This is a genomic window from Treponema denticola ATCC 35405 (genome assembly GCF_000008185.1).
GTDB classification, from domain to species: Bacteria; Spirochaetota; Spirochaetia; order Treponematales; family Treponemataceae; genus Treponema_B; species Treponema_B denticola.
In genome coordinates this window covers 2,751,216-2,766,537 of sequence record NC_002967.9, presented here as the reverse complement: position 1 = coordinate 2,766,537, position 15,322 = coordinate 2,751,216, and the positions used below count along the sequence as shown (strand labels likewise).

The following is a 15,322-nucleotide window of genomic DNA, read 5'->3' as shown; positions in this document are numbered from 1 at the left end:
TTTTAGTTTAATTTAGATATATTAAAGATTTAAGCTGTTTTAGCCGATAATCTATCGGTTAAATTACCGAATCGGTTTAGGAGTATTTGATGAAAAAAATAACAATTTATTTATTGATTATGTTTAGTGCCTTGAGTCTGCTATATGCAGGAGGGGCAAAAGATATAGATAGTGTACAGATGACCAATAAAGAAAGCTGGCAGCAATCTATAGATATATCCGGAAAGAAAAAAGGAAAATACAATGTATTGATAAAGGCTGTTGATATAGCCGGTAATGAGGGCTATGTAGGGCCTTTTAATATGTATATAGACCCTAATTCCGACTTACCGATAGTAAACATAAGTAATCCTAAAAGTGAAGCTGTAGTAGTCGGAAATATAAACGTAATAGGAACATGTGTAGATGATGATGCGGTAGACTATGTAGAGTTACGTATAGACGGCGGAGAAAATATCTACCGAGCCAAGGGTAAAGAATTTTGGTCATATTATATAAACACGGAAAATTTTGAAGAAGGAACGCACACGATAGAAGCTTGGGGTGTAGATATTAACGGCGTAAAGGGAAAGTCCGTAAAACACAGCTTTTACATAAACCGCTTATCGCCAATAACTTCAATAGAAAATAAGAGTGTAGGAGAGCTTGTTTCAGGTAAGATAACAATTGACGGAACAGTAGAAGACGGAAACGGTATAGAAAGGCTGCTGTATTCATTAAATAATGGAGAGAACTTTGAAGAAATAAAATTATCCTATAACAAAAAAACAAAGCAGTCAAAGTTTTCGTTAAAACTAAATACAAAAACAATAGAAGACGGGCCTAAGGTAATTTGGTTTAAAGCAATAGATAAGCAAGGAAAGATCGGCATTTACACATTTTTATTGTTTATAGATAATACGGCTCCTTTAGTAGAGTTTATCTATCCCGAGGGGGATAATCCGACGGAACCTGTATTTTCCGTAGCAGGAAAGGCTACGGATTTAGTTGGTTTATCAAGTTTATCTTGGAAGTGTAACAACGAAAGCGGTGAATTTGAACTTACCCCCGGAAATCATTATTGGATAAAAGAGTTTGATGTTGGTAAGACCGGAGCCAAGACTGCCGTTGTCGAAATAACGGCAAAAGATATAGCCGGAAACATAGTAAGGGCAAAAAAGACATTTTATATAGATCAAAATAAGGGAAAGCCTGTAATCGAAATGTTAAGCCCTGTGCTTGATGGAAAATTTTCAGAAGATGTCTATATCGCAGGAGCAATCTATGACTTATATGGTGCGAATGAGGTAAGGTACAGAATAGACAAGGGTGAAGAAAAGGCGATAGATGCTTTTGGTGCAGGCTTTTCTGTTATAGAACGAGGATTGAGCGAAGGAGCTCATACATTGACTATCTATGCAGTGAATAAAAAAGGTATTAAAGGAGAGCCTTTAACCGTAAAGTTTAATGTAGAAGGAAAGGCTCCTGTAATTTCTTTTGATAACGGAGAAACTATCATACCTGTATATACTGCACAAACAAAGAGCTCGACTTCAGTGAATGTAAAAGCGGCTTCCGGTTTAAAGTATTTAAGTGTAGGTTTTAATGGAGAAGAAGAGTCCGTTTTACCTGTAAAAACAGGTCAAACCGATTATGTGATAAAAACAAATATAAGCGGAAAATCGGCGCCCGGTATATATACTGTTTCTGTTACTGCTACAGATATGAACGATAAGGTCGGTAAGCAGACTTTAGTTATCCGGGTTGTATCGGGAGCAGGCGGTGAAGAAAGCTTTGTATGGTCTAAAGGTAATGTAAATGAGAATAATCAAATAGTCTTGTTAGACGATAAACCATTGACAGGTGTTTATCAGCCTAAGGATGGAATGGTAATAGAAAATGTAGAAGTAATAGGATCTAAGAACATTGAAGCTGAAAGGGAAGGAGAGTTAATAAGATTAAGAGTAAAAGAAGAAGGCTTATATAAGGGAATCGGCGTAAAGATAACGGACAATGAGGGCGGTGTTTTTACAAGTCCTTTAGTAGATATTCTTTTTGATAAGACCGCACCTAAAATCAGTCTTGACATGAATGAAGAAGCTTCTTTTATAACAACTTCTATAAACTTAAAAGGTAAGGCTGAGGATTTGGTTGGAATTACAAAAGTTGAATATAGCTTAGGAAGCGGATCCCCTTATGTGAAATTATCTAATTCATTTAACGAGAAGATAAATATAAGCGGACAGGCAGACGGTCCCATTGTTGTTACAGTAAAGGCAACGGATATAGCCGGAAGGGAAAGCTATGAAAGACGAGTCCTTTATAAGGACAGCGAAGCCCCTGAGGTTGTTATGGTGCTACCTGAGGGCGGAGGAAAAGTAAACGGTTCAATATATGCAGCTTTTAAGGTAAGCGATAGGTTTGCCGGAGTAAAGCCGGAGTATAAGGGAGCAAGTAAGGGTGCTGAATGGCAGAGTTTTGAATACGGTTCCTTACCTAATCTTATAATAGGCAGTGCAAAAGAGCCTTTGAGTAAAAACATGCAGTTTAGATTTACCGACCCTGCAGGGAATTCACGAAGTTTTAACAGTTATAATTTTGACATAGACAATACTGAAGATGCCCCAAGGGTAGATTTATATTTACCGAATGAGAATGAGATTATAACGAGCGACTTTGAAATATCAGGTATGGTCTATGATGACGATGAAGCGGCCAAGCTCTACTACAAAATAGATAAGGGATCTTATAAGTCGATGGATGTAAAAAACAGCTTTTCTATACCCATCTTGTTAAGCGAGCTTACTGATAATGAACATGAAATAACCATGTATGCCGAAGATATTTACGGAGTAACAAGCCAACCCGTAACTAGAAAGATAAGAGTGTCTTTAGGAGAACCTCAGGTTGGAGTGTCTTATCCTCTAATAACAGACACAGTGCAAGGGGTAAGTTTAATATCGGGTAGTGCCTTGGATAAAAACGGAATCAAAAAGGTTGAACTGTCGTTTGATAACGGGCTGACGTATAACCTTGCAGAAGGCGGGGAAAAATGGCAGTACCGTATAAATACCCATATAATAAATGACGGAACTCATATAGTTTTTGTAAAGGCTACGGATAATTATGAGCAAGTATGTTTATATTCTACATCAATTAACGTAGACAATACGCCTCCTTCATTAAAACTGGAATATCCTCTGGCAGGATCCAAATTGGATAGCAACCTTTTTGTGTCGGGGCGTATATATGATAATATTTCTCTTGAAGGAGTAATGCTAAAAATAAAGAGCCTTGATGGAAAGGCTGTGCCTCAAAAATTATCCGAGATAAAACTTGAAACAGATATAATCCTTTCAAAAGATATAGATATAAGCTCATTGCCTGAAGGACGGTATAATCTTGAAATAAGCGGAGTAGATAAGGCAAATAATACTAATGAAGTCTCTGTCAATTTTGATGTTTATAGAAAGAAGGATAGAAACAGGTTAGAGTTGCTGTATCCTTTAAACGGCGAGACGGTAAGAGGGGAGTTCAATATATATGGAAGGCTGATAGTAGATAATGCTGTAGAAGAAGCCGCTTTATATATAGACGGAAAAGAACTTGAAAGGGTCTCGGTATCTAAAACCGGCTATGTTTGTTTTAAGATAAACGGTGAAAAGCTTGTAAATGGAGAGCATAGTATTGAGTTAAGGGCAAATCGTGCAGGTGTCGGGTCTCTTAATTCTGAAGTACATAAGATAAATTATGCAATAGAAGGTCCTTGGATCACTATTGATAACTTTGCGATGGGAGACTTTGCGATAGAAAGACCTTACCTTAGAGGAAGATCCGGTTATACGGTATCTGAAGAAGAAAAGGCTCTGGTGTCTTCAAAGGACGCTACATCTGAGGATAAAAGAGCATTTAAGGCAAAGCGTATTAAATATGTAGAAATCAGTTTTGACAACGGAAAAACCTTTTCCCCTGTTAAGTCGACTGCTAATTGGAAGTATAGACTTGAGACAGATGATATGGCTCAAGGAAATCACTTTTTATTGTTAAGAGCCGTTATGGAGAATAAAGAAACAGCGGTTTGCAGGACAATAATAAATATAGATAAGACGGCTCCAAAAGTAACCTTGATATCGCCCGGAGAAGGAGGCCGATACAATGGAGCGATTGAGTTTAGCGGCTTATCTTCTGATGACGTAGAGCTGTCGAGTGTAGAAGCTCTTTTAAGGAAGGGAGATAAGGCGAGCTATGGATTACCTAAGTTTATACAAGGTTTGCATTTTGAAACGGCCTTTTGGGGCGCTTCTTTGTGGAATTTAGGTATAGGATTGAGCTTTTTTGATGATAATGTAAAGCTGCAGCTTCATTACGGGCAGTTTTTACAAAGTCAGTTTAAAGCATTATACGGTAATCAGCAAATTAGATACGGAGGGCATATAATATCGTTAAAGCTTTTAGCTAACGTATATGAGCTGCCTTTCGGTTACTATTTTGGACCCGATTGGAAATGGTTATATTTGGATGTGGCCTTGGGTGCACAGTTTTCGCTTTTTACAAACACCCAAAGCGGACGTCCTCAAATCTTGTCGGCTTTGCTTACACAAATTGAATTTCCTCGCGTGAAATTCCATAAGCAAAAATATTTTAGTTCTTTCTCGATATTTACGGAAGGACAGTTATGGTTTATACCTACCGATGTAGATTCAAAGAGTAAAAAATCTGCAATCAAATCGGTTATCCCGCATATATCCGTAGGTATAAGGGTCGATATATTTTAACAAAACTTTTTAGAGGTATTTATGAAGAAGAACAGAATTTTTTTAAGTTTTTTGATTTTAATTTTGTTTACGGTATTTTTAAGCGTTACCTGCAAACAAAATGTAGGTTTGGGCGGAACTATCGATATTGAACGCCCGGAGGGAGAAATTACTTATCCTGATGCAGGAGAAACTCCTATTAGGGGTAGTTTTGTGATGAAAGGTTACGCTCGTGATGATGACGGAATAAAATCAATAACTATCTCATTCAAAAATATTGAGACCAAAGAAATTATTGGTCCTCACAGTGTTGGAGGTTTTACTGAAGGCGATGGAAGTGTTTCATGGTCAATCAATATTGATAACGAATCTAAAGGTTTTGAAGATCCTCCTCACGAGTTGGTAAAAAAATACCCCATCCCCGATGGTGAGTATACCGCCATTCTTACTGTTACGGATAAAGGCGGCAGAACTTATGAAACAACTAAAAACTATAAAATAGACAATACACCTCCGGTATTTATCGTACAAAGGCCGTCGACGGTTATAGACGAAAGCTCCACCCCTTCGGCATCGGATCAGGCCGACGGTTATGGAGCTGTCTTTTCGGTTGTAGGACAAGCCGGCGAAAAAAATACAGTCGAAAAGCTGAATGTGCATGTTCCTGGAACGCCGCCGATCGATATGACCAATATGTTCGTCAGTAACAGTATAAACGCGCAAGTCGCCGTATCGAAAGTTGTTTCAGGCAGTGAAACAGATCCTTTATATGGTTTGCAGGAGTTGGATAAAACGAAGCCTATCAAAGGGGCATTATATCTGTATGATAATGCCCGTGAATATAAGGGCGGCAACGCTTCGGGTGAAGGAAATAAAGCCGATTGGTACTATCAGTGGGATGATATTTACACTTACACTATAGCAAAAGACTACACCCCCGCAGTAATCAGCGATTATTTTGCCGGCAAAAGAGGTTCGGATGCCAACGAGCACGATAAAAAAATCAAGGCCTTGCGCAACGATCTAACCGCTTTGACTAAACTTAAAGAAAAAATGGTAAAAATGAGCGAAAAACGCAGCACCTTTAAATTGGATCCAAGCAAATCGCCTGGGTTTAAGGTTATCGGTGTAACGAATCTTCCTGATACTACTTCTACGCCCTTAAATATTTCTCAAGCGTCACCATTGCTGTTTAAACCCGGAAACGAAACGACATTTTTAGTGGAGCTTATCCGCAACAAAGACAACACTCCGGTGGTAGGAGGTTCCGATCTTGCAGCCTATAAAGCAAGCAATATCGAAATTGTTTTGCTCAAATGGGATGGTACCGGTGATGCAGCTAACTGTTTTAAAACTGATACGCATTTGATTGAAAAATCGCTTGTAAAATTTTCAACCTTGTCGAATACAAACAATATTACAGTAACAGGCGGAAATTTACGCGTAAAATGTAAATTCGATACAACATGGGGTGAAGGATACTATGCCGTAAAGGTAAGAGGTACGGATACTATTGATGAACCCTCGCATAAATTTCAGGAATATGATGATTCCAATACGGCAAGCGGCGGATTTTATATCATAAATTTCCTTACTACCGGCTCAGGTCCGAGAATACGGCCTATCCGACCTCAAGGTGTTAAAAATACAACTTTAGATATAGAGGCCGATGTTAGAGGGATAGATTCAACCGGAGTGGTGTATTACAGTATAGACACACCGGTATCTACCAGTCCTTATCCGACGACAGTGCTTACAAAGGTTAACCCTTCCGACCCGAACGATTTTCGATACAAGGCAGCGAATGTCAATATAAGTGGGCTTGATGACAAAATCCATACAATTTACTTTTTAGCTAAAGCAGGGCCCGGCTCGACCGATTCGGATACGACCGATTTTACTGTCGATAAGACGGCTCCTACAGTTACAATAAGATATCCTGCGGCCGATGATCCTCAGGCAGGAGATATTACAATTTCGGGGGCAATTTCTGATGATCCACCGTCAGGATTGACACCTGAGCCTCCGACTGCCGGCGTAAAGGCATCAAGTACCAAATACATACTGGGTAAAAAAACTTCCGTACCGACTGTAAGTACTCCCGATTATGATGCCGCAACCGCACCACATGGCTGGAAAGCAATGGACTCTTCGACAAAGGGGTCGTGGAATGTCCGCGTCAACTTGGATCAAGTTCCCCCAGCCGAATACGGGGCTGTCGTAGGCGCGTATAGGAAAATCCCTTTGTATATTTTTACGGAAGACGAAATAGGGAATAAGACCGTAAGAGAACTAGAGATTCTCTTTAACCCCGACGGAACAAAACCGGTTGTAAAAATACTTTCTCCACAAGCAGATGTAACAGTAGGCGGAACCATACAAATTTTTGGCACGGCAAGCGCCGTTATTGGAGGACCGGGTGCCGTAGGCGAAGTGTATATCCAGTTTTCGCACGACGGCAATTTTAATAATACAGCTGATGGAACATTCGGTGGTTTCACTCCGCCCGGCGGTTCACTTATCCCTTCAAAAGACTGGTATAACGGCGGGAACGGACAGCTTGTCCCTGGTACGAGCCTTCCTGGGGGAGGGGCAGACTGGAGAGTGAGCATCAACTCTGACGGCTCCTTTAACCATGCAACCGCGCAAAATCAGCCTGTCTATTTCAGAGTCCGTGCAAAAAATAAAGATGGTATTACGATGGGGGAATGGACAGAGAAAAGAAAGATAATCGTCGATAAAGATGCTCCGTTAATTACCGATATAAAAATCGATAATGCATCGGGCGCTTCCTCACCGCAAGATTACGAACTGAATATGTGGCTTAAAAGCGGTAAAAAACTTACAGCGAAACTGACCGACCCGTCGGGGATACAGGACGTAAAGATTACCTTTAAAAACGGCACTGTTGAAACAAAGTATCAAAAAAAAGCTGTAGGTACTCCCGATTCGGGCTACACAGCCGTTCCCTCCGGTTGGCTTGCTGATTATAATTCCGGCGGCATTTCGGGATATACATTAAGCCTGCCGCTTGATATAAGCAGTATGACCGGCGACAGCTTTTCGGTTACCATAGAGGTTAAGGAAAAAGCTTCTCAGCAATTATCTTCAAACAGTTCGTTCCTGTTCCGTTTCGACACGAAAAATCCGGTAGGAGACTACGGTGTCGACAAACACATGAATATCGGCAATTTTACGTCTTCTTCGATAATGGAGGCACAGCTTGCACAAAAAGTCCGCGACTTGGGAGGTACGGCTTCTTCAGGCGGCGGCTGTAAAATAGTTGCGGGAAATTCCGTGCTTACGGTAACGAAGGTAACGGGCAATACTGTCGAGTTTACCGCTTCGCCTTCACTTACCGGCGGAAGTTACAGCTATATCTTATATAAACCGGAACTGCTTATATATGAAGGCAGTAGCGGTGACTGGATTATAAACGGTGTCGCGAATGACAGCGGTTCGGGTGTAAAAGAAGTGAAGGCAAAGGTAGTCGTAAACGGAACTTCTTCGCCCGAAATAACGATGACCGAAACCGATCCGCAAAACAGGATAACCAAGCAGCTTGGTGGAACGGTTACATGGCAAGGAAAAATCGATTTAGCTCCTACCCCTCCTGTCACTGATGGAAAGGGTAAACTGTACTACACTATAACTGATAACAGCGGTAATACATATAGCCATAGTGTAGACGTGCATGTAAAAAATAAGCCTATCATGGTAAGTGCGATAACACTTTCTACCGATATAGGCGGTACACCGAGCTCCTTCACCGGAGGTTTGTCCGGAGCGTTAAATGCAAACCGCGATTTTATCGGAAAAGTTACAAGTACGGAATTTGCCTTTAAAAACAAAGATAACTCAAAGATAAAGGTTGAGTTTACCGGCGGTCAGGGTACCGTAAAATATCGGCTTAAAAAAGGCGACGATACGACTGAGCTGCAACCCCTTACTACCATTACAAACGGCAATGAAATTGATTTAAAAAATCATTTGACTGCAATCGGTAATTCAAATGGTACGCCCATCGAGATAATTCTTGAGTTGTGGGACGAGGCTCATGGGTTTGCAGTGGGAACAAACACCGCTTTTGCAAAAATAACGATTAAAACGCTGTTTGATGCGCTTGATACCAAATCACCTACGGTAGTTGTACAGCCTTTCCACTGGAATAAGGAGGACGATAACTCACTTTACCAAAACAGCCGTGCGAACGGACATGTGGAAATTGATACGTCTTCAGTTTCCGGCAAAGTAACCCTGCGCGGATTTGCGTATGATAATGTTAAAATTGATTCAATTAAGGCGGTACTGCCATTTAGTCCGGAACTGACAGTTACGGCAACCCGAAGCGGCCAAACGTGGAGTTCAGATAAAACAATGACTCCGAACGGGGCTGAATTAAAAGTTACCCATCTGGGCGCCGATTATTTGGGCTATTATGTTAAGTGGGAGCTCAGCTTTGACAGTTCAAAAATCCCCATGGGAGCAGATAAAGATATTAAAGTAACTGCGAACGATGGCGTAAGAAACTCCGTAGAAAGTGGTGCTCCTATTTCGATGACACTCGAAACGGTTACTCGAGGTGCTGAAAATTCCGCTTCACACAGTAGTTTCACTTCGGCAAATATCGGGCAGTTTGTTTTATTCGAAACGGGGCAAAAACGATATCTTACCCGTATAAGCAGCAAAAACGGCAATACAATAACATTGGACAATTCTGTACCGACTGATATGAACCAAGCCGCTGTGTACGATTATACGGCAAATAAAACAAAGACATCGGTAAAGAGTGTACCGTATATTACTGGTGTCAGCAGAAACAGTACATACAATACAAACAGAGCGCGAAGCGGCGCGATACCCTTACTCCGCGGGGAAGCTGGCAATACGATTACAGGCTTTAACTTTGAAGGAAGCGCTCCCTCTTTAAAGATTACTGAAAACAAAGATGGAACCGGTTCTTCAGTTGAAATGGACAATCTTACTTTAAGTGGTGATAAGAAGAGTTTTACCTTTAAAGTTCCTGATACGGCAAAGGACGGATATCTGCATCTTGTTGTAAACGGTGTCGCTGCGGTGAATAATACAAATGCGTATACTGACAGCAATATGGAAAAATCCGATACATACGGAACCGCAAAACATTCCGACGACAGGCTTGTGCATATCTGGCGTGTAAATAAGGAAGATACGTTTAAGGGCAGCAAAAATGCCATCTATCCTGCAATGAGTAAAGGTGCTGACGGAACGCTGTATGCTTCATTTAGCAATTATTCAAAGTCGGAAGTGTATTATTCAAATGCATTTACTGGAAGCAGTGCTGTTGTAGTAGGAGGATCCGGTACAACGACGTTATTTACCGGATACGATCCGCCGGAAGAAACCGATATAACCGTTACCGGAAGCGGTGGAAATCCGGAAGTAAACGTACTGTATGCTGCAAATTATCATGGAGGAACGGATGAGTTCTGGGGTGATGGCGGCACTTTTGATTGGAATGATACTAGTCCTTTCACCGCCGGAGGTATATACCTCTATGATAAAGATGCACAGTCGACACTGGTTAATAATCTCTCCTCTACTCCTACTACAAAGAAAAAGGCTAAAATATACCGGTTTGAACTGTTTACTTACGATAATGAATTGCAGCAGTTTAAAAACATACGGACCGTACGTTCCGGGAATAACATCTATGTCGTCTATTATGATAGATTGACTGGTGCCGTAAAATTCTCATGGGTAGACGACAGCAAAACGCCGGATACAAGCCTAAAGGCACTTCCATGGTGTGTCATAGACGGAAATACCGATGTGACCGATACAAATAGCAAAGTACCGGATCATCCGGCTGACTCGTTCACATTTGTGAGCCCTAACGGTACAGCTTATGCATCTCCGTATGTACTGAGCGCTTCTGCTTTTGAAGACGGACTTTCCGTTTCACATACGGTGTGGGAATCCATTGCCGTTGCGACAACTACACAGGGCTATCCCATAGTAGTGTATATGGATGCTACTACGGGAAGATTGCGCCTTGCAAGAAGTACGTCTCCACAGCCTACGTCATCAAGCGATTGGAAGATTCAGGGCGTTCTCGCTTCTTCAGATCCGAACGGTAAGCTTGCAAGCAATTACATAAATGCATGTATCGGTACCGACGGGATTCTGCATATCGCGTTCCAAAACACCAAGGGGCAACTCGTGTATGTAAAGTCTACGAATAGATCCGATACCGGTTCAACGAAATACACGTTTGGAACTTCGGAAGTTTTGGATGACTCCGGTATGTCTATAGATATGACCATGAACGGCGCAACTCCGTATATCTCGTATGTGTTCCGTCCCAACTCGTATGATGCTATCCGCATTGCCTATAAAACATCTATGGACTTTAACAATACTGGAGCGAATGTGGAAGGCTGGGAAACAATGACTGCGCCTCTTAACCAACGGGCAGCAAACAGCCGTATTTGTATTGAAACACAGGCAAAGTATTTCGGCACTACGCAAAAAATGCCTGTTGCTGTAGGGTTTACTACCGGTTCAGATTACCGTGCAGCGTTCTATGTAGGAAAATAAAACGGTATTGCAAAAATAAGCATTTCGCTTAACAGTTAATCTTCCCCTCGTCGGATTATCCTGGCGGGGGGATTTTTTATGTGATGTGGAAAACCGAGGAAAATGCCGAGGTTTTTGATCTTTTTACATAGCTTCTAATTAGCCTTTGTACTCTTGGCGTGCCTTGCGGTTAATTTTCGAGGTATTTAACCGCTGAGGCCGCTAAGGAATTTTTGGGGAATCTTTGTATCTTATTTTTATAAGGCATCGATCTCTTCTTTGGAAAGTCCCGATACTGTGCAAATATCGCTAATCGGATAGTTCATACCTTTCATCAGTTTAGCCGTTTCAAGTTTAGTTTGATAAGAGCCGTCGGCAAAGCCTTCTTGCCTACCTTTTATTTCGCCCTGCAATATTCCCACCTCAATGCCCTGTCTGTACCCCTCATTTATACATGAAGCCCTGTCATGTTCATATTTCATACGAGATTCATATAGCCATTTATCTCTAGGACTCATTTCCATTATTGTAATAGTATCATTTGCCTTTTTCATCATCGTCGATTCTTGTGCTAACATTTTCCTCACCTCCGGATTATCAGTTTCGATAAATTTCAGCCAGTTTAATAAGCGTTTTGTTTTCTTATCTCTAAATTGGGAACCTTCTAACAGTCTCGCTTTTGCAAGGTTTAGTATATGAATCTCAAGTTTTGAAGCTAAAGGCTCTTTTGTATATTGTTCAAGAACAAGATACTTGTTGTGCAAACGCTTATTTTTATTAAAGCCTTTTCCTATCAAGTTTATTGTAATACACTTTGGCAGTTTTGTATAGTCTTGACCTTGTTTTATGTTTTCGTTGTACATTTTAGACCAATAATACAAAGTTCTTTCAGGAAAATCAAAATGCCAACTGTTTTGAATTTCAATGTCGACAAAGGTTCCATCTTTTAGTTTTAACTTGATGTCCAAAACACCGAGTTTTTCACTCAAAAGTTCTTTCTGAAACTCCTTATCGAGAAGTTCCAAGTCTGCGATGGTTTCAGGCGGAATGTCTAGTATACATTCCAGCAAGTCCTGTAAGACATCTTTGTTTTCTTCAACTCCGAATACTCTTTTAAAAGCATAGTCGTTGCGGAGGGTTATTTTGAATAGTTGCTTCATTTTTAACTCCATAAAAATTATTTGAAAAGAAGAAAAATTTTTCCCCTTTCATAATTATTATAGAAATTGTTTGTAATAGATAGTAAAATTTTAATAAAATAGGAATTTTCTCACCTTTTTTTCATATGATTTTGTAAGAAATTACGCTTGAATTCCCTTAAAAGCTATTGTATAATGACTTTATGTTAAACAAGCAAAGAAAGATGACTTGGCGGACTTACCTCGCCTACGGAGCTGCCGATTTATACGGCGGAGGCTGTTTTTTTATCGTTACTACATTTGCAATGTACTATTTGGTAAATGTAATAGGGCTTCATCCTGTTTTGGCCGGGCTTATACCTGCAATCGGAAAGTTTTGGGATGCCGTATCGGATCCTATGATGGGTTACATTGCCGATAATACTCCGCAAAACCGTTTTGGGAAAAGAAGAGTCTGGTTTTTGGTTTCAATTATTCCAATCGCTCTTTCCTTTATCATAATTTGGGTTCCGACCGGAATCGAAAGTCAGGCCGGAAAATTCATTTTTTATACGGTAGCCTATATTATATTTTTTACCGTTTCGACCGTTTCATACATACCCTATGCGGCCCTTTCAGCCGAGATAACTAAGGATTTTTCCGAAAGGAATAAACTTAACGGTTCCCGCCTTATGTTTTCTTTTATAGCCACCCTTTTGGGAGGGCTTTTGGCTCAACCCATTATCGATGCTTTTCACGGCAGTATGATGGGCTACTTTGTGATGAGCATAGTCTTTGCCCTTATCTTCGCTCTTCCATGGATTCCTCTTTATTTTGAAACATGGGAATTGCCGGAAGAAAAGAGTCAAAAAAAATCGGACGCTAAATTTATAAAAAACTTTTTATCCCTTTTTAAAAGCAGGTCTTGCAGAATTCATATTGCTATGTATGTCTGCTCCTACGGAGCTTTGGATATAGTTATGTCTTTGGTCTTGTTCTATATTGTGGATTATTTAAACCGCGGAAGTGTTTTTGTAATAGCCCAAGGCGCTCTCTTACTAACAATGATGGCGACCCTTCCCATTCATAACCGCATAATAAACAAAAAAGGGCATAAGCCCGTCTATGTTGCTGCCCTAATCATCTTTGCCGTTTCCATAGTCCTTATGTCTTTCCATACGCCTCAAACAAATCCGGCATTTTTGATATTGAACATGGTGCTTATGGGTATCGGAATTTCGGCAAACAATTTGATTCCTCATCAGCTTCTTCCTTTTTTGGCCGACATAGACAAACTTATGAGCGGAGAAAACCGAGCCGGAACCTATTCGGCTGCGATGACTCTTACCCGAAAACTTTTTTTAGGTTTGGTGATAATGACCACAATAGGCTTTGTTTTAAGCGGTATAGGTTATAAAAACCCCGTACCTTCGGTGTTGACCCAAAAGCAATTTGAAGAAGCTCAAAACTTGGCTGTAAAAAATAATGAAAACTTTGAAAATATAAATAAGTATTATTCTCTGCGGGAAGACGGGAATTTCCATCTAAAATACATGAGCCGAAGCACTGATGAGATTATTACTTCTGCCTATAAAAAAGCAAAGAAGAATCAACATGCTAATCCTCTTTTTTCATTCTTTGAAGGAAAAGATAACTTTGCTGAGATTCCTCAAGATGTTTTTGAAAATTTACTTTCTTCTTTTGATAAAAAAGATTTTAATGAAATCGATAAAAAATTCCTGGTGGAATCTTCTTATACAAAATCGGGAGAAGTTTATAAAAAAATCGAGCCTCAGGATCTTTATACAAAAGATGACCTTTATGATTTGAAGGAGCTTTTGGATAAGATTGATTTTAAATATTCCGGTATAGGGCAGGTTCAAAAACCGCAGCAAAAGGAGAGTACTTTAAAGGGTGTAAAGATTTCCTTTATAATAATGCCCTTGTTTATGATTCTTTTCGGCATTTTTTTCGGCCTTAAATTTAATGTAAGTCCTGAAAATCATAAAATTATTCTTGATGAATTAAACAGGTTAGAAGCAGGCGGTAAAAAAGAAGATGCGGACGAAAAAACTAAGAAGATTTGCGAGCTTTTAATAGGAGAACCTTACGGCAGAACATAAGAGCCGCATGAAAAAACCTCCGAGTCCTAAGGATTCGGAGGTTTTTTTGTATTTTTATAAAAATTTTATTGACTTTTTACTAAATTTGATATATATTATAGATATACAACCTAGACTAGAATATGAAGGGGTAAAATTTTATAATTATATATGTATACTAGACTTACAACAACAAAACTTAATAGAATTTTTTTATGTTTCAGTGAAGATATTACCGCTGCGGCTACTGCAAAAATTACCGGAATCAATCGGAACACTGTAAACAGATATTTTGGAATAATTCGGGAAAAAATACTTAAATATAGCATCTTTGAGCAAACCAGAGAAATTTCCGGCAATGTCCGGCATATTTCCTATTTTAAAAAAGCTAAAATTAGAAGAAAAAAGATACAAGAGTTTATTGCCGCACGTCCTGTATTGGGGCTTTTAAAGAAAGGCAAAAAAATATTTGTCAGCTTGGTGCATGACGATTCCCATGAAAGCCTCCTTTCAATAATAAAGGGCGATTTGGAGAAACTTATTTCTCATCAAAACAAAATTGAACCTTTTAACACTTCGTTGCTAAAGGATTGCGATCAATACAGGGTTTTTTATAATGAAAGTGAAATCAAAAATGAGCACACAGCGGGAATTGAAAATTTTTTAACCTTTGCAAAAAAACGTTTGGCAAAATTTAACGGTTTTTCATCCGGATCTTTTTTACTTCATCTAAAAGAATGTGAGTTTAGATATAATCATCGTGATGAAGATTTATGTGCTTTGATCAAAAAAATTTTTAAAAAATTTTAAA

5 protein-coding genes are annotated in these 15,322 nt (G+C 39.7%); 4 read left to right on the top strand and 1 reads right to left on the bottom strand.

What is annotated here, in order from left to right; genetic code table 11:
* Positions 1–89: 89 nt before the first annotated feature.
* Positions 90–4,754, top strand: a complete 4,665-nt coding sequence (locus tag TDE_RS12750) for an Ig-like domain-containing protein (RefSeq protein ID WP_002680753.1) — start codon at positions 90–92, stop codon at positions 4,752–4,754.
* Between the two features lie 21 nt (positions 4,755–4,775).
* Positions 4,776–11,312, top strand: coding sequence for a hypothetical protein (locus tag TDE_RS12745; protein WP_164920609.1), 6,537 nt, complete (start codon positions 4,776–4,778; stop codon positions 11,310–11,312).
* Positions 11,313–11,548: 236 nt separating this feature from the next.
* Here TDE_RS12745 and TDE_RS12740 read toward each other — a convergent pair whose 3' ends face one another.
* The gene (locus TDE_RS12740) at positions 11,549–12,451 is read right to left on the bottom strand and encodes an Rpn family recombination-promoting nuclease/putative transposase (protein WP_002680751.1); all 903 of its coding nucleotides are present in this window, start codon (positions 12,449–12,451) and stop codon (positions 11,549–11,551) included.
* Between the two features lie 182 nt (positions 12,452–12,633).
* Here TDE_RS12740 and TDE_RS12735 point away from each other — a divergent pair, with 182 nt between their 5' ends.
* Both TDE_RS12735 and TDE_RS12730 read left to right on the top strand, forming a co-directional pair.
* On the top strand, positions 12,634–14,532 hold the full coding sequence (locus TDE_RS12735; RefSeq protein ID WP_164920608.1) for an MFS transporter: 1,899 nt from the start codon (positions 12,634–12,636) through the stop codon (positions 14,530–14,532).
* 150 nt (positions 14,533–14,682) lie between these two features.
* Positions 14,683–15,321 (top strand): transposase, encoded by a 639-nt coding sequence (locus TDE_RS12730; RefSeq protein ID WP_002680749.1) that lies wholly within the window; start codon positions 14,683–14,685, stop codon positions 15,319–15,321.
* Position 15,322 lies beyond the last annotated feature (1 nt).

What these genes read in the sequence shown, in the direction of transcription:
- TDE_RS12750 (WP_002680753.1), top strand. Translation starts at nt 90, where the DNA reads ATGAAAAAAATAACAATTTATTTATTGATTATGTTTAGTGCCTTGAGT.
- TDE_RS12745 (WP_164920609.1), top strand. Translation starts at nt 4,776, where the DNA reads ATGAAGAAGAACAGAATTTTTTTAAGTTTTTTGATTTTAATTTTGTTT.
- TDE_RS12740 (WP_002680751.1), bottom strand. Translation starts at nt 12,451, where the DNA reads ATGAAGCAACTATTCAAAATAACCCTCCGCAACGACTATGCTTTTAAA.
- TDE_RS12735 (WP_164920608.1), top strand. Translation starts at nt 12,634, where the DNA reads ATGTTAAACAAGCAAAGAAAGATGACTTGGCGGACTTACCTCGCCTAC.
- TDE_RS12730 (WP_002680749.1), top strand. Translation starts at nt 14,683, where the DNA reads ATGTATACTAGACTTACAACAACAAAACTTAATAGAATTTTTTTATGT.